Below are 14502 nucleotides of genomic sequence, written 5' to 3' on the forward strand. Positions count from 1 at the left end.
GGAGGGCATGCCTGAGCACCTGTGGTGAACGAGCTGGACAGCGTCAGCAGCCATCAGTGGCTGTCCTGTGCCGCCTGGTAGGCGCTGGCGAGGTTGTTGCGGGAGGTCAGGGTGCGGGGGTGGTCGTTGCCCAGTATCCGCTCGCGATCGGCGAGGGTGTGCTCGAGCAGGGGGATCGCTCGTTCCAGGTCTCCTGCGTCCTGGTAGCTGATGGCTAGGTTGTTGCGACAGATCAGGGTGTGAAGGTGGTCGTTGCCCAGTACCCGTTCGGAGTCGGCGAGGGTCTGTTCGAGCAGGGGGATCGCTCGTTCCAGGTCTCCTGCGTCCTGGTAGGCGAGGGCGAGGGAGCTGTGGGAGATCAGCGTGTGGGGGTGGTCGTTGCCCAGTATCCGCTCGCGATCGGCGAGGGTCTGTTCGAGCAGGGGGATCGCTCGTTCCAGGTCTCCTGCGTCCTGGTAGGCGAGGGCGAGGTTGTTGCGGAAGATCAGGGTGCGGGGGTGGTCGTTGCCCAGTATCCGCTCGCGATCGGCGAGGGTGTGCTCGAGCAGGGGGATCGCTCGTTCCAGGTCTCCTGCGTCCCGGTAGGCGAGGGCCAGATTGTTGCGGGAGCCCAGGACGCCCGGGGCCTGAGGCCCATGTAAGCGCTGGTTCGTGACCAGGGCGCGTTCGAAGTACCCGATGGCGCGGGTCAGTGAGCCTTGGAGCCGCAGGAACGTGGCTGTGCGGTCCAGCAGGTCCGCCGTAGTGTCGGTGTCGGTACTGGGTGGTGCATGGTCGGCCAGGGCGTCGATGTGGGGGAGCAGGGTCCGCCACGTCGGCCATCCGGCCGGATCTTCGACGTCCGTGGGGCAGGCTTGATGCAGCAGCCGGGTGGCGGTGTCGCGGGCAGTGGCGATGTCGTCCGGTTGACGGTGGGGGTCGGTTGGGTCGGGGGTGCGGGCGACGGCCTGCACCAGCCGGTGCACGGTGACCGCGCCATCCTCGTCCAAGGTGATCATGTTGTAGGCGGCCAGCGCCCCTAACCCGTGCCTCAGCAGCGTCAGACCCACCACAGGCGCGGGAGGGGACGAGGGGGGACGCCGCCGCAACCAGTTCGGCAGTGGTATCTGTCGATGCGATCGAAGCGGGGGCCCCGGGCCGCCGTCCACGGCGGTGGGGGTGCCGTCGACAAGAGAACGGGGGACGGCCTCGGGGGCGTACCAGGCCAGAACCCGAAGCAGAGCCCCGGCCAGCGGGGTGTCGGTGAGTTGGTCGAGGGTGAGGCGCCATATCCGGGCGATGGTGCGTTCGGCGTCGGCGCCCTGGGCGGTCTGGTCGTACATGACCGCCGGGGAGTCGGCCAGCAGTTCCAGGTAGGCGCGCGGGGACAGGCGGTGCTGGTGCAGGTAGGCGGCGGCCTGCTCGATCGCCAGCGGCAGGTGACCCAGCTCTTCGGCCAAGTCGGCAGCGCCCTCCAGATTCGCGCCGGGCCGGTCGTGGGTGGCGATCCGGGTGAGCATCTCCACCGCCTGCCCACTGGTGAGCACATCCAGCCGCAGCACTTGGGCGCCGAACCGGTGCCAGCTCTCGCCCAAGCGGCTGGTGACCAGGACCTTGCCGGTACTCGTGCGGGCCATCACCGGGGCGATGTGCTCGGGGTCGGTGACGTTGTCCAGGACGAGCAGCCAGCCGTCGTGGCTGCTCAGCCAGGACAGCGCCCACTCGGCCAAGGCTTCGAGCGGCAGCGCCTGTTTCAGTCCGGGTTGCAGTGCGACGGTGAGCGCGGCCAGTCCCGCCTGCACGGCCTCACCCGTGTCGGCGGTGATCCACCACACCGGGGAGAAGCGGTCGCGATGGCAGGTGGCGTAGCGCGCTGCCAGGGTGGACTTGCCCACCCCGCCCAGGCCGTGCACCGCGGCGACCACCACCTCACCCGACTCGGTCAAGGCCGCGTCCAACTCCTGCAGTTCAGTGCCGCGCCCGACGAAGAGGTGCGCGTGCGCCGGAACGTTGGCCAGGCCCGGTGGGGTGGTCACTTCGGCGGGCCGTATCAATCCCGCCGCCAGCACCACCTGCCGCTCGATGCGCTGCTCGATGATGTGCTGGTCCCGCCCGGCTTGGTTCACGACGCCATGCCCCAAGGCGCTGCCCTCCATATGCAAGGAGGCCTGGTCAGGCAGGGGGTCCGGTGGGCTGGTCATTGCCGTGAAGCCGGTTACAGGTCGCGGTGGATGTGCTGGTCGCGTCCGGCCTGGTAGATGCGGCCGTGCCCGGAGACGGTGCCCTTGATCTGGGTGTTGGTCGCGCCGTCTCCCGTGGAGACGATGCCGGTGTTGGCGGCGTTGTCGCCGAACTGGACCGACCGATCGCCCGCTGACCGGTCCCGCCCGGAAGTCCGGCGGGCTTGCACGGCCCCGGACACGGCCATGACCAGGCCGACGATGCCGACCACGGCGCCGATGACCCCGATGGTGTCGCCCCAGTGGAAGCCCTTCACCGCGAAGTACACGATCAACACGGTCACCGATGCGGCCGCGATGATGCCGCCGGCCCAGGTCAGTACGCGCCCCGTCATGCCGCCATCATCGGCCCGTCCACTTGGAGACAACAGGTCATCCGCCACAAACGCCGGAACCGGACGACCAACATGCACCAATTCGGACGCCCCGCACTCCGCGGCTCTCCTGCCCGAACGGAAGGGGTGCGTCCGACCTGCGGAAATGTCGTCTCAGGCAGAGCATTCGCAAACCTGCCCGGTGTAGGGGCAACTGTACGATCGGCGCGGGGAAGAACTGATCGGCCGCCCTCGATATTCGACCATTCCCCAAGGTCTCGACGGCCCACGCAGGGATGGACCTGGCACACCACGGGGCCGGAGGGACGCGCGTGGATGCTCGCCCACATCGAGCAGGCCGGACTGACTTGGACGCCGCCACCGGCACTGCCGGCTAATCGCAAGAGCCCGTCGCCGATGACGCTGCGGCAGCGGGCCGGCGTCCTGCTGGGGCGCTGGCCGGTCAGGGCTCCGGCCGGACGCGAGCCGCTGCCTGCCGAAGCGCACGTCCTCAAGGCCCTCGACACCGATGCGGTCTGCGCCGTGTTCGAGGAGGCCGGACGGCTCCGGCTCGGCCTCGGCGGCGGCGGACCATGGCTCCGAGCGCACCTGGACCCCGAAGGCGTCCACTATCTGGTGCCGGATCCGGCGAACTACTACTGGCCCGGAAATCGCGACGGTCGAGAGGGGGAGATCCGCTGGTGGCACTGCACCGCACTCGTGCGGATGCTCGATGGAGAGCAAGTCACCAGCATGGTCGCCGTGCTACCCGAGACCTTCACCGCGCTCCCGTCCACCCTTCCGAGGAGGAGGCAGCTCAGGCTGGTCCACCTCGCCCGAGCCTCCGAGCGCGACACCTACCTGTGGGGCCGCGACCACGAGACCGAATGCAGCCCCGAGCGCTGTGGCTTCACCTCGGACGCCGACGATGCGAAGGCCGTCGATGAGTAGGCGGCGGTGATCAGGAGGTGGGGAGGGCGGTGAGGAACCAGTCGATCTCTTGGCGGGGGTGGTCGGGTGGGGCCCAGCCGTTGACGGTCGACAGGAGGGTCAGGTAGCGCTCGCGGCGGGGGTCGTTGGCGGCCGTGAGGTAGGCGGCCAGGCGGGCGCGCAGGGCCGGGGTGTCGGGGAGGTCCTGGAATTCCGCGTAGGCGGCTACGACTTCGTTGACGGCCTGGGCCGCCTCCGGGGAGTCCGGGGCCACTCCTGCGGCCAGCAAGGGGCGGACGGTCTCGGTGACGCGGGCGACGGCGTGCTTGCGTGGTGGGCCCTTGGGGCGGCCGGCGGCTGCGGCGCTGTGGTCGTTGAACAGGTCCCGCATGAGGGTGCGGAAATCGGGGTCGCGGCTGAGTTCGGCCAGTTCGACCCAGGCCGCCAGTTGCTCGGAGGTCGGGTCCTCGGGCAGCTCGGGGGCCAGCGACCGGTGCAGGACGCGGGGCATCGGGCCGGTCTCGGGGGCGCCGAACGAGCTGTTGAGGAAGTCGCCGACGAGGTCCTTGCGTTCGGCCGACGAGAGGCGGGCCAACCGGTGCATCAGTTCCATCTCCTCGGGGTCGCTGCCGCGCCGGGCGGCGATGGTCAGGACCGCGTGCCGCAGCCGCAGCGTCCGCATCTGGACGGCGACGGCCTCGGCGTGGGCGGCGGCCGCCTCGGCGGCCGAAACCTCGCGGTCGACGATCTTCTGGACGGTGGCCAGGTCGATCCCCAGCTCGCGCAGCGTCCGCACCAGGCCCAGCCGGGCCACCGCGTCCGCCCCGTAGCGGCGGTGTCCCGACGCGGTCCTGCGCGCCGGGACGATCCCGCGTTCGGTGTAGAAGCGCACGGCCTTCACGGTGAGCCCGGTGGTCCGGGCGAGGTCACCGATGGAGTAGGTCGCTTCTCCGTCCATGGCCTCACCCTGGCATCTCCCCTCAGGGGAGATTCAAGTGACGGGCGGGTTGAACCGGGACGGGACGGGGGCGCTCCAGCGCAGCGGCACGGCTCCGGCGATCTCGACGACCTCGGTGGCGGTGAACTCGACGAGGCGTTCGGCGCCCGGGACGGCGGCGGCGTGCGCGGGGTCCCAGTCGGTGCGCGCGGTGCCGGTGAGGTGGAGGACGGCGCCGGTGCTCCAGTCGCAGAAGAGCAGTCCGGCCCGGGGCTGGACCTCCAGGTTGCCCAGCGTGTTGAACATGGCGTTGCCGACGTAGTCGGGCCAGCGCAGCACGGTCGGCGACACCACCTCCACGAATCCGGGGGCGCCGCCGCGGTGGGAGGCGTCGGCGTCGCCGTCGAGGTCGGCGGTGGCGATGAAGAAGGTGTCCGCGCCGGCGATCCACTTTTGCTGGTCGGGTGTGAGGGCGCTGGAGTGCTTCGGCGGGGCCGCTGTGGCCGCCGCCCATTCCGGTTGCCGCTTCTGGATGTACTTGGGGCAGTTGGAGTACACCTGGTCGAGATCCACGCGCAGGCCGCTCCCGGTGGGGGCGGCGCGGCCGTTCATCCGCATCCGGCGGTGGCGGCCCGGTTCGATGGCCAGCATGCCGACCTGGGCGGGCCCGGTGAGCCGGTCGTGCAGCGGGTCGTCCGGCGCCGGGCGGGCGTCGATCGTGAGGGTGCGGTCGTCCTCGGCGCGCAGGAAGCCGGGCCGGCCGGTGAGCACGGTGGCCCACATCCGCCCCTGGTCGTCGGCGGCGCCCAGCACGAGCATCGGCTGCGCGAGCAGGAACTTGCGCGCCACCTCGGGTATCTCGGCCCGGACGGCGCGGGAGGAGAACGCGCCCTGGTCGAGCAGACCGGCGCGCCGCTGGGCGGCTCGTTCGCCTTGGTGGTAGACGTCGGCCGCCACAGCGGCCTCCTTTCGATGGACCGGTGGGATTAGAAGAATCCGCAGGTGGGGGCCGCTCCGCTGGGTGCGGGGGCGGTGTCGGCGCCGGTCGGCGCGTAGATCTCCAGGCGGGTCCCGTCGGGGTCGGTGAAGAAGATCCCTCCGGAGGAGACGCCCTCGCCGTGCGGGACGACGCCGTCGTGGACCAGTTCGGCGTCCAGTTCGCGGAGTACCCGCTCGGCGGCCTTCACTTCGTCGATCGACTCGACCTGGAACGACAGGTGGTGCAGGCCCGCCGAGCGGGGCGCGAAGGCGGAGTCGCTCTGCTGCCACAGGGTCAGCACGAGCCGCCCGTCGCGGCCGAGGAAGGCCCAGCGGCGGTCGGCCTCCTTGCCCTCGGCCTGCACCTCGAACCCGAAGACGCGCTGGTAGAAGGGCACCGACCGGTCCAGGTCGGTCACGTTCAGCCCCACGTGCCCCGTCTGCAGGGCCTTGATGGCGACCGTCTCCATGCCACACCTCACTATCCCGGGCCGTCCTGCCCGGCGTTGATCTAACTGGCTATCTGAAGATAAGTGGTTAGAGAGAGCGCGTCAACCGGCTAAGGCGCGTTAGCCGGGTAGAATCGCGGTGTGCAGCCGGAAGAACGACCTCCGCAGCGGGACGCGGCGGACCCCCGTCCGCTGGTCGGGGAGCCGCTGTTCCTGGACCTGCTCAACACCCGGTGGATCGACGACGGCGTCCGCCACGACCTGCTCGACTCGACCGACGGCCTGGCCGTCTGGCTGCGTTCGGCGGGCCTGGACGAGCGCGCGACGGCCGACCGGGCGACGCTCGACGCCACCGTGCGGACCCGCGAGATCCTTCTGGCGCTCGTGGACGAGGAGCCGTCCGCGCAGTCGGCCGACGCGCTCAACGGGGTCCTGGAACGCGGCGCGCTGCACCTCAGGCTCGGGCTCGGCGGCCCGCAGAACCATGCGCGCACCGACGACCCCGCGTGGCTGCCGTCCTGGCTGGCCGCCGCCGACTACCTGCGCCTCATGGCCGACAGCCCCGACCGGGTCAAGCCCTGTGCGCACCCCAACTGCGTGCTGCATTTCCACGACACGACCAAGAACGGCACCCGGCGCTGGTGCTCCATGGCCGTCTGCGGCAACCGGGCCAAGGCCGCCCGGCACTACGAGCGCGCGAAGACCGGACGCTGAGCCGCGTCCCGCCGGGCCGGGACTACGAGCGCGCGGTGCCGCCGGCGATCGATCCGATCAGGGCGGTGCGGACGGCGTCGACGGCGGGGGAGCGCCAGCGGGACGCCGGCTCGGCGAGCCAGAGGCGCTGCCGGGACAGGCCGGCCGGCGGGCGCAGTTCGGTGAGCGTGCCCGCGGCGAGCTCCCCGGCGACCGTGACCGCGGGCAGCAGCGCCACGCCGAGGCCGGCGGCGACGCAGCGCTTCGCCGTCTCGATGCCGCCGAACCGGGGCGGGTTCGCCGTGGGGTCTGCGGCTGCCGCGACAGCGGCGATCTCGTCGCTGTAGGAGCAGCCTTCCTCCAGCAGGATCACCCCGGCCTCGGCGAGCTCCGCCGGGGTGAGCGGACGGTCCCGGGGGAGGGGCGCGGCCGGCGCCGCGACGAGCGACAAGGGCTGGACGCCCAGATCGACCAGCTCGACGCCGGACGGGTCGGGCGACGGTTCGAGGACGAGGGCCAGGTCGGCGCGGCGGTCGGCGAGCGCGGTCAGCGCGGTCCGCGTGTCGGCGGGGGACAGCGACACGCTCACGTCCGGGAGCGCCTCCCGCAGCCCGGGCAGGACGGGCGCGAGCCAGTACGCGCACACCGACTCCGGCGCCTGGAGCCGCACCGGGCCGGACGGCTCGGTTGCGGCGGCGGTGACCTCCGCGAGCATCCGCTCCTGGAGGTCGAGGATGCTCCGGGCGCGCTCGGCGAGCAGCGCACCGGCGAGGGTGGGGGAGACGCCGCCGGGACGGCGGTCGAGCAGCGGCGTCCCGGCGATGCGCTCCAGCGCCTGGACGTGCGCGGTGACAGTGGACTGCACGAAGCCGAGCTCCGCCGCGGCGGCGGTCATCCCGCCGGTGCGCAGGACCGCCAGGAAGGTGGTGAGGAGGCGCGTGTCCATCGTGTATCCCGATACTTATTATCAAAAACCATCGTTGGACGCGATGCTACCGGTGCGCGCAGACTGGTCCCATGAGCGACACCGCACAAGCACTCCGCTACACCGCCTTCGACGTGGACGGCGAGGGCGGCAACCCGGCCGGCGTCGTCCTGGACGCGCGGGGCCTGGACGCCGCGAGGATGCAGGACATCGCCGCCGAGATCGGGTTCTCCGAGACGGCGTTCCTCTTCGACGAGGGAGGCGCGCCCGATCGGTTCCGGATCCGCTACTTCAGTCCGCTGGCCGAGGTCGCCTTCTGCGGGCACGTGACGATCGCGACCGCCGTCGCGCTGGCCGAGCGCCGGGGCACCGGGAGCCTGCGGCTGGACACCATGGCCGGGGAGGTCGGGGTCGAGACGAGGGAGGCCGGCGGCCGCGTCCTCGCCACCCTCACGAGCGTCCCGCCCACCGTCCGGGACGTCGCTGAGGCTGACCTCGCCGCGGCGCTCGACGCGCTGGGCTGGGAGGCCGCGCAGCTCGACCCGGCGCTGCCGCCGCGCATCGCCAACGCGGGCAACGACCACCTGGTCCTCGCCGCGTCCACGCGCGCACGCCTCGCCGACCTCGACTACGACATGGACGCGCTCGGCGAACTCATGGCGCGCAACGACTGGACGACCGTCCACCTCGTCTGGCGGGAGAGCGAGACCGTCTTCCACGCCCGCGACCCGTTCCCGCCGGGCGGCGTGGTGGAGGACCCGGCGACCGGCGCCGCCGCGGCGGCCTTCGGCGGTTACCTGCGGTCGCTGGGCCTCGTCGCCCCGCCCGCCCGGTTCACGATCCGGCAGGGCGAGGACATGGGCCGTCCCAGCCGGCTGCTCGTGGACGTCCCTTCCGGCGACACCGGGATCAGCGTCAGCGGGACCGCCGCCCTGATGGGCGGCTGAACGGCGGTCGGTGATCGTCCAGTAGCGTCGGGGCCATGCCGCATCCGACCGCCCCCGTGACCGCAGACGATCTCGACCTCGCCGTCCGGCTGGCCATCGCCGCGCTGCGCGAGGCTCCCCAGGAGGCCTGGGACGCGAAGGCCGGGTCGCTCGAATGGACCTGCTGGGAGACCGTCGAGCACCTCAGCGACGACCTGTTCGCCTACGCCGCCCAGCTCGCGCCGAGGACGCCGCCGACGGACGGCGAGGTGCCGTTCGTGTGGGAGAGCAAGCGCTCCGGGGGGCCGGCGAACGCGATCCACGCGGACCGGGACGCCGGGGCCGCGGGGCTGCTCCAGGTGCTCGACGCGTGCGGCGGGATGCTCTCCGCCGTGGTCCGCTGCACGGCCCCGGACGTCCGCGCGCACCATGTCTTCGGCGCGTCGGACGCCGAAGGGTTCGCCGCCATGGGGATCGTGGAGACCCTCGTCCACATGTACGACCTGGCGGACGGGCTGGGTCTGCCGTGGGAGCCGCCCGCCGACCTGTGCGCCCGCGTGCTGGGACGCCTCTTCCCCGGCGCACCGCAGGACACCGACCCCTGGGCGACCCTCCTGTGGGCCACCGGACGCGGCGACCTCCCCGGGCGCCCGCGCGTCACGTCCTGGCGCTGGTACGGGAGCCCCCGCAGCTGACGGTCAGCGCCGGTAGTGGAAGGCCGGCTTCGGGTGCATGAGGAAGTCGTGGTGGGAGATGTTCCAGGCGTAGGCCCCGGCCATGGTGAAGGCGATGACGTCGCCCGGGGCCAGGGGCGGGACGAGGGCGTCGCGCGCGAAGACGTCCTTCGGGGTGCAGAGCTGGCCCACCAGGGTCGCCGGGCGCTCCGGGCCTTGCGCGGTCAGAACCTTGAACGGCTGGTCGTGGCCCTTTGTCACGGGCGTCCTCAGATGGTGGGTGCCGCCTCTGAGGACGACGTAGGTCTCGCCTCGCGTCGTCTTCACGTCCAGGACGTCGGTGACGTACCAGCCGTGGTAGGCGGTCATCGCCCGGCCGGGCTCTATGCGGACTTTCGCGGGGATGCCGCTTAGGCCCGTCCCGTAGGTGTGCCAGTCGAAGCGGGTCTCCGGGGACGTGTAGTCCACCGCCATTCCGCCGCCCACGTTCAGTTCGGGGTCGTCCACTCCTCGGGCACGCAGCCAAGGGATCGCCCATTCCGCTATCCGGTGGGCCAGGTCGAGCATGACCGGCGCGTCCAGGCCGGATGCCAGGTGGGCGTGGATACCCCGGAGCCTGAGGTTCGGGTATGAGGCCAGGAGGCGGGCGCAATGGTCGAGGGCGTCCTCGTCCATTCCGAAAGGGCCGCTCATGGTGAGGGCGGCGTTCGGTACGTGCAGGGGCAGATTCGCGCGGAGAAGGACGTCGGCCGGGCCGAGGGCTGCGAGGCGGGCCAATTCGTTCGGACTCTCCACGTGGATCCGTTCGGCCTTGAGCGTGCGCGACAGGGCCAGTTCGTCGTCCGTCTTCCCAGGCCCGCCGAATGCTACGGGCTTGCCGGGGAGCGTCTCCCGGACATGCGCGAGTTCGCCGCCGGACGACACCTCCACGCCGTCGATGTGGGGCGCGACAGTGCGGAGGATCTCGGCGTCCGGGTTGGCTTTGGCGGCGTAGAAGACCTCCGTGCCGGGCAGCGCGGCGCGGATGCCGCGGACGTGGGCTTCGAGGCCGGGAAGGTCGTGGACGTAGGCCGGGTACCGGTCGAGGGCCACCGCGAACTCGTTCACAGCGGTCGGGGCGCGGCGAGCGGGTTGGGGACGGGGACGTAGGCGGCGCCGCGGTCGGCCGTCCGCGACCAGCGGGTGCGGAGGTTCGCCTTGGCGGGCAGCGGGACACCGGCCAGCAGGGCCCTCACCTGCGGGTGACGGTCGTGGTCGGCGAAATGCTTGCGCGCCGTGCGCCAGAGCGTCTCGTCCAAGGACGGGTGGAGGTCGGCCACCGCGGCGGCTATCTCGGTCAGGTGGTTGACGAGGAGGCAGTAGACGACACGGTTCCAACCCTGGTCGGGGGCGTAGGTGAGGGCCTCGGCCACACGGGAGGGGAGATGCGACAGGTCCCATTGGCCGGAGGTCAGTTTGGTGCCTTCCATGTCGCGGAACACGGCATGGACGGGCATGCCGTCGTCGTCGACGCAGACGAGGACGTTCTGCAGGTGTGGCTCCAGGACGACGCCGTGGTCCAGATAGGCGCCCAGCACGGGCGGTGCCACGCAGGCTACGTATGCGTCCCACCAGGCTTGGGCGCTCTCCGGGGTCGACAGTGCGGGCAGCCCGGCGAGGAGGGCGTTGCATGGGTCGGTCAGAGCGCCCGCAAGGAGAGGCGTCCCGGGAAGGGAGCCGACGCCTTGGCGCAGGATCACGCCCAGGCCCTCGTACAGGCGGCGGTCGGGGAGAGCGACGCTGCGGTAGGCGGGCTCCCTGAGGAACGTGGCGTCCAGCTTCTCCAGGATGGGCGGCAGTAGCTCGTTCAGGGTCATCGCCCCGGTCAACTCGTACCAGGCGTTCTTCCGGACGCAGTTGGTGATGCGCACATCCAGGCTGAACTTGCAGAACACGTCGGCGTCCGGCAGATACGCGGTACGGACGGACGACGTAGGCACCGCCTCCGGCCCGGAGGGGCCGAGGTTGACCAGGGAGCCGCTCGCCAAGGCCTTCCGCAGGACGGGGTTGTCCGCCAGCAATGAGAACTGCCACGGATGGACGGGAAGCAGCCGGCGTCCGGGCGGAGCCGGGGGTCCGTGCTCCTCCAAGGCCGCGAACGCCCTCGCGTCCCCCTCCTCAGCGACGAGATGCTCCGGGACGGCGAGCCACAGCGGCCGGAACCGAGCCCTCGTCTCAGGCGCGTAAGGGAGCCACTCCTGCGGCGAGCCCTGACGGGCCTTGGGAGACGGGTGGAAACGGTGCCCCGCGACAAGGGACTGCTCCGAGTCGATGTAGGGGTCTCCAGAGGGTTCGCCCCTCGCGGCGAGGATGGCGGTGAGCGCGGAATGGCTGTCGTCCACCTGAGCGAGGAACTCCGGGTTCGGGTGCCCGGTCGCCAGTTCCAGTTCGCCCGCGACCAGGTTCGCCAACCTCTCCCAGGGGGCCGGTATCCACTCGTCCGCGCGGCGCTCCTCGTAGGGCGGCGCCAAGCGCGGGGCGGCCCCGGCCGGGGGGCGGGCCAGGCCCGCGCGCAGCACGACCCCCGCGCGGGGGAGCCGGAGCACCAGCCGGCCGCCGTCCGGCCAGACCTGCTGCTCGGGCCCGCACACCTCCCGCACCAGGCAGTTGAGCAGCGCGGTCGAGGTGGCGTCGTCGGCCGTGACGGCCGGTCCTGTCAGCAGCACGTGGTGTCCCGTAGGTAGTTCGGCCCCGGCGGGCCGTAGTGCTTGTTGATGTCGGCCGCGCCGGTCCTCGCCTTGTCGACGAGGGTCCCGGCGGTGACCATGGCCTTGCCGGGCAGCGAGTCGGCGTCGAGCGTGCGCGAGCGCAGGAACGCGTCGTCCGGCCCGAGCGCCTCGTCCAGCCGCTCGCGGATCATCCGGCGCCCGGTCCGCCACGGCAGCAGGCCCCGCTCGGCCAGGCCGAGGGCGGGCGCCGCGGCGCACAGGTGCAGCGTGATCGTGACGAAGACGCGGGCGAGGGCCTCGGGGTCGGAGGTCGTCATCCGGCGGTCGGCGAGGTCGCGGGGGTCGGTGCCGGGGGCGAGCGGCACGCGCTCACGGAGGCGGGACGGGTCGATGAGCGCGCCGTCGTTGTCCTTGACGAGGAGGCGGAGCGGGGACTCGTCCAAGACGAGCGCCACGTTCTGCTGATGCGCCTCTAGCGCGATGCCGTACCGGAACAGCGTGACGTTCCAGGAGAGCAGCGCCGACAAGTAAGCGCCGAAGAGTGCTTCGACGTCCCAGCGTTCGATGACGAAACCCTCGTCCGGTGCCTCGGCGAGCAGTGCCGCTACGGGGACGACGTGCGCGCGCGCCACCTCCGGCGGGAATCGCCGCACCAAATAGCCGAGGAGGGGGTCGTCGGCATGGCCGTAGGTCTGCTCGTCGGCGACAAGGACGGGAAGCCCCGGCTCGTGCACAAGCACTTGGCGCAGTATCCGCTCGACGAGCGCGCCGTCCGGGAGGGTGCCGGGCATGATGGTGCGCCGGTTGCGGAGGCCGAGGGTGCTCGTCGGCAGCGGCATCTTCAGATGGGCGAGCGGGGCCGCCGCGACCGTCCGCATCGAAAGGGTCGGGGCGACCTGGAGGTAAGGGTCGGGCGCGAGCAGGGCGCCGGGCCGCGAGCGCACTTGCCGCACCGCCAGCGGATGGACGGGAAAGAGCACGCCTTCCGATCCCAGGCCCACCCCGGACGGAGTGGGCCACCACTCGGGGAGCTCCCCGGCCAGCGTCGCGTTCCGCACCGCCGCCCAGCGCAGCGGGAACGACGGAGCGAACTCGGGCGCGTACCGGCTCAGCTCGGCCAGGGACAGCCCGGCGCGGCTCCGGCCGGTCGGATGCACGGGATGGTCGTTGTAGGCCGCCAGCGTCTCGTAGAACGTGCCGGGGCCCGTCCGCAGCTCGGCCGGGAGGCGTCCCAGCCGCCGGTGGACGGCCGGACGCGCGTCGTCGTGCAGCCGGACGGCCGCCAAGGCCTCACGGCACTCGCGCTCGAAGGCCGCCGTGTCGTCACGCGGGTCGGCCACCGCACGGACGGCATGGAAGATGTCGCTCAACCGCAGGCCCTGCCCAGGGTCCACGACGAGTTCCGAGAGAAAGGCGGGACGCGCTTGCACGAGACCCACGGGCCGGCCCGGAAGCTCCAGCGTGCGGCCACGCACGAAGCGCCTTAGGCCTGCGTAGTCCTCCCTCAGCAACGCGTCCAGGACACGGGCCGCGAGCGTGCCCTCGGCGTCGTCACCGGTCACGCGATCGTCCACTCGTGGGCCGCCCGGAACCGCGCCAGGGCGGCGTCCACCTCGTCCGGCCCGGGTCCGATGGCGCGGACGGTGCCCAGGTAGTCGCGGTTGGTGCGGGTGAGTTCGACGGTGTCGCCCACCGCGCGCTGCGGGCGGTACGCCAGCCGGACGGGACCGTCGTCCAGCAGCAGGGGGCCGGGAGCCGCGGTGAGCGTGCCGCAGCGGTCGGCGATGACCGGCTCGGCGACGGCATGGCGCGGACGCGGCACCCGCCGTCCCGGCAAGGACGCGCCCAGGTGGACGTCGAGGATCTGCTCGAAGAGCGGGACGCCCAGCAGGTCGGCCAGCAGGAAGTCGCAGTGGTCGCCGATCAGGCGGTAGTTGACCTCGATGATGCGGGCGCGCCCCTCGTGGACGACGAACTCGGTGTGGCACGCTCCGAAACCGACGCCCAGCGCCTCCAGTTGGCGCAGCACCTGCGCCGTCTCCGGAGGCGGGGGCGCCCACTCCAGGCGTTCCTCGACGAAGAACGGCGGCGGCGAGAGCGACGTGCGGAACGACCCGAGCACGCGCACCTCACGCCCGTCGCCCAGCGTCTCCAGCGTGTGGAGGCGTCCGGGCAGGTACTCCTCGGCCACCAGCGGATCGCCGCGCCGGGCCCTGACCTCCTCGATCCGTGCGGAGAGCTCCCCGGCGTCGCGGACGAGGAAGACGTCCTCGCTCGCCACCCCCTCGCGCGGCTTGAGGACGAGCGGGTACGGCGCGTCCGCCGGCACCCGCGCGGCGTCCGCCGAGAAGACCGGGTCGAGGGACGCCAGGTGCCGCCGCATGAGCGCCTTGTTCTTCGCCCGGGTCGCGGCCCGCCAGTCCTTGGCGGGCAGGCCGAAGTACGCGGCGGCCAGCGCGGCGGGCGCCTGCAGGAAGTCGCTGTTGGAGAAGACCGCGGCGGGTTCGGCCCCGCCGTGCGCGGCGATGCCCTCGACGCTCGCGATGATGGCGCGGAAATCGGAGACGTCGCACTCGACCACGGGAACGCCGGCGTCGTGGGCGGCGGGACGGTCGGTGAGGAGCGTGACGTCGAGGCCCAGGCGCGCGGCGGCGGGCAGGAACCCGTGGGTCACCGAGTCGGTCGCCTTGCCGGCGACCAGGTAGAGAGAGGCGGCCACGACCGGCCCTTCCAGTGAGTGAGGTAAGCC

The 14502-nt window shown here is 72.1% G+C and carries 14 protein-coding genes; 4 read left to right on the top strand and 10 right to left on the bottom strand.

Annotation, left to right across the window (positions count from 1 at the left end):
* Positions 1 to 53: 53 nt before the first annotated feature.
* Positions 54 to 2105 (bottom strand): tetratricopeptide repeat protein, encoded by a 2052-nt coding sequence (locus tag ABWI07_RS13455; protein WP_353818701.1) that lies wholly within the window; start codon positions 2103 to 2105, stop codon positions 54 to 56.
* Positions 2106 to 2194: 89 nt separating this feature from the next.
* Positions 2195 to 2554, bottom strand: coding sequence for a hypothetical protein (locus tag ABWI07_RS13460; protein ID WP_353818702.1), 360 nt, complete (start codon positions 2552 to 2554; stop codon positions 2195 to 2197).
* Positions 2555 to 2950: 396 nt separating this feature from the next.
* On the opposite strand from ABWI07_RS13460, the gene ABWI07_RS13465 reads away from it, so the two are divergent.
* Positions 2951 to 3484, top strand: coding sequence for a hypothetical protein (locus tag ABWI07_RS13465; RefSeq protein ID WP_353818703.1), 534 nt, complete (start codon positions 2951 to 2953; stop codon positions 3482 to 3484).
* A gap of 10 nt (positions 3485 to 3494) precedes the next feature.
* On the opposite strand, the gene ABWI07_RS13470 is transcribed toward ABWI07_RS13465, so the two are convergent.
* Genes ABWI07_RS13470 through ABWI07_RS13480 form a run of 3 tightly spaced genes read right to left on the bottom strand, consistent with a single transcriptional unit; the run spans position 3495 to position 5848 of the window.
* Positions 3495 to 4421: a MerR family transcriptional regulator gene (locus ABWI07_RS13470; RefSeq protein ID WP_353818704.1), complete on the bottom strand. Its 927-nt coding sequence runs from the start codon at positions 4419 to 4421 to the stop codon at positions 3495 to 3497.
* 33 nt (positions 4422 to 4454) lie between these two features.
* On the bottom strand, positions 4455 to 5357 hold the full coding sequence (locus ABWI07_RS13475; RefSeq protein ID WP_353818705.1) for a pyridoxamine 5'-phosphate oxidase family protein: 903 nt from the start codon (positions 5355 to 5357) through the stop codon (positions 4455 to 4457).
* A 29-nt stretch (positions 5358 to 5386) separates the two neighbouring features.
* Entirely contained in the window at positions 5387 to 5848 is a 462-nt protein-coding gene (locus ABWI07_RS13480; RefSeq protein WP_149263514.1) for a VOC family protein, read from the bottom strand.
* 120 nt (positions 5849 to 5968) lie between these two features.
* On the opposite strand from ABWI07_RS13480, the gene ABWI07_RS13485 reads away from it, so the two are divergent.
* Positions 5969 to 6541, top strand: a complete 573-nt coding sequence (locus ABWI07_RS13485; RefSeq protein ID WP_149263515.1) for a CGNR zinc finger domain-containing protein — start codon at positions 5969 to 5971, stop codon at positions 6539 to 6541.
* 22 nt (positions 6542 to 6563) lie between these two features.
* Here the strand turns inward: ABWI07_RS13485 and ABWI07_RS13490 are convergent, their stop codons facing one another.
* Positions 6564 to 7466, bottom strand: coding sequence for a LysR family transcriptional regulator (locus ABWI07_RS13490; protein WP_353818706.1), 903 nt, complete (start codon positions 7464 to 7466; stop codon positions 6564 to 6566).
* 71 nt (positions 7467 to 7537) lie between these two features.
* Here ABWI07_RS13490 and ABWI07_RS13495 point away from each other — a divergent pair, with 71 nt between their 5' ends.
* Both ABWI07_RS13495 and ABWI07_RS13500 read left to right on the top strand, forming a co-directional pair.
* Positions 7538 to 8392 carry a PhzF family phenazine biosynthesis protein gene (locus tag ABWI07_RS13495; RefSeq protein WP_353818707.1) on the top strand — a complete coding sequence of 285 codons (855 nt, stop codon included), beginning with the start codon at positions 7538 to 7540 and terminating at the stop codon, positions 8390 to 8392.
* A gap of 35 nt (positions 8393 to 8427) precedes the next feature.
* On the top strand, positions 8428 to 9066 hold the full coding sequence (locus ABWI07_RS13500; protein WP_353818708.1) for a maleylpyruvate isomerase N-terminal domain-containing protein: 639 nt from the start codon (positions 8428 to 8430) through the stop codon (positions 9064 to 9066).
* 3 nt (positions 9067 to 9069) lie between these two features.
* On the opposite strand, the gene ABWI07_RS13505 is transcribed toward ABWI07_RS13500, so the two are convergent.
* The 4 genes from ABWI07_RS13505 to ABWI07_RS13520 are packed head-to-tail and all read right to left on the bottom strand — an operon-like array spanning position 9070 to position 14472.
* Positions 9070 to 10152 (bottom strand): alanine racemase, encoded by a 1083-nt coding sequence (locus ABWI07_RS13505; protein ID WP_353818709.1) that lies wholly within the window; start codon positions 10150 to 10152, stop codon positions 9070 to 9072.
* Positions 10149 to 11750, bottom strand: coding sequence for an IucA/IucC family protein (locus tag ABWI07_RS13510; protein ID WP_353818710.1), 1602 nt, complete (start codon positions 11748 to 11750; stop codon positions 10149 to 10151). The genes ABWI07_RS13505 and ABWI07_RS13510 overlap by 4 nt, the downstream gene beginning before the upstream one ends.
* Positions 11741 to 13315 carry an IucA/IucC family protein gene (locus tag ABWI07_RS13515; RefSeq protein ID WP_353818711.1) on the bottom strand — a complete coding sequence of 525 codons (1575 nt, stop codon included), beginning with the start codon at positions 13313 to 13315 and terminating at the stop codon, positions 11741 to 11743. Before ABWI07_RS13515 ends, ABWI07_RS13510 begins: the two co-directional genes overlap by 10 nt.
* Complete coding sequence (locus tag ABWI07_RS13520; RefSeq protein ID WP_353818712.1) at positions 13312 to 14472, bottom strand: ATP-grasp domain-containing protein; 1161 nt, start codon at positions 14470 to 14472, stop codon at positions 13312 to 13314. Before ABWI07_RS13520 ends, ABWI07_RS13515 begins: the two co-directional genes overlap by 4 nt.
* Positions 14473 to 14502: the final 30 nt, after the last annotated feature.

This window comes from Actinomadura sp. NPDC000600, from assembly GCF_040492135.1.
Lineage (GTDB): Bacteria > Actinomycetota > Actinomycetes > Streptosporangiales > Streptosporangiaceae > Spirillospora.

What these genes read in the sequence shown, in the direction of transcription:
- ABWI07_RS13490 (WP_353818706.1), bottom strand. Translation starts at nt 7,466, where the DNA reads ATGGACACGCGCCTCCTCACCACCTTCCTGGCGGTCCTGCGCACCGGC.
- ABWI07_RS13470 (WP_353818704.1), bottom strand. Translation starts at nt 4,421, where the DNA reads ATGGACGGAGAAGCGACCTACTCCATCGGTGACCTCGCCCGGACCACC.
- ABWI07_RS13495 (WP_353818707.1), top strand. Translation starts at nt 7,538, where the DNA reads ATGAGCGACACCGCACAAGCACTCCGCTACACCGCCTTCGACGTGGAC.
- ABWI07_RS13460 (WP_353818702.1), bottom strand. Translation starts at nt 2,554, where the DNA reads ATGACGGGGCGCGTACTGACCTGGGCCGGCGGCATCATCGCGGCCGCA.
- ABWI07_RS13480 (WP_149263514.1), bottom strand. Translation starts at nt 5,848, where the DNA reads ATGGAGACGGTCGCCATCAAGGCCCTGCAGACGGGGCACGTGGGGCTG.
- ABWI07_RS13465 (WP_353818703.1), top strand. Translation starts at nt 2,951, where the DNA reads ATGACGCTGCGGCAGCGGGCCGGCGTCCTGCTGGGGCGCTGGCCGGTC.
- ABWI07_RS13500 (WP_353818708.1), top strand. Translation starts at nt 8,428, where the DNA reads ATGCCGCATCCGACCGCCCCCGTGACCGCAGACGATCTCGACCTCGCC.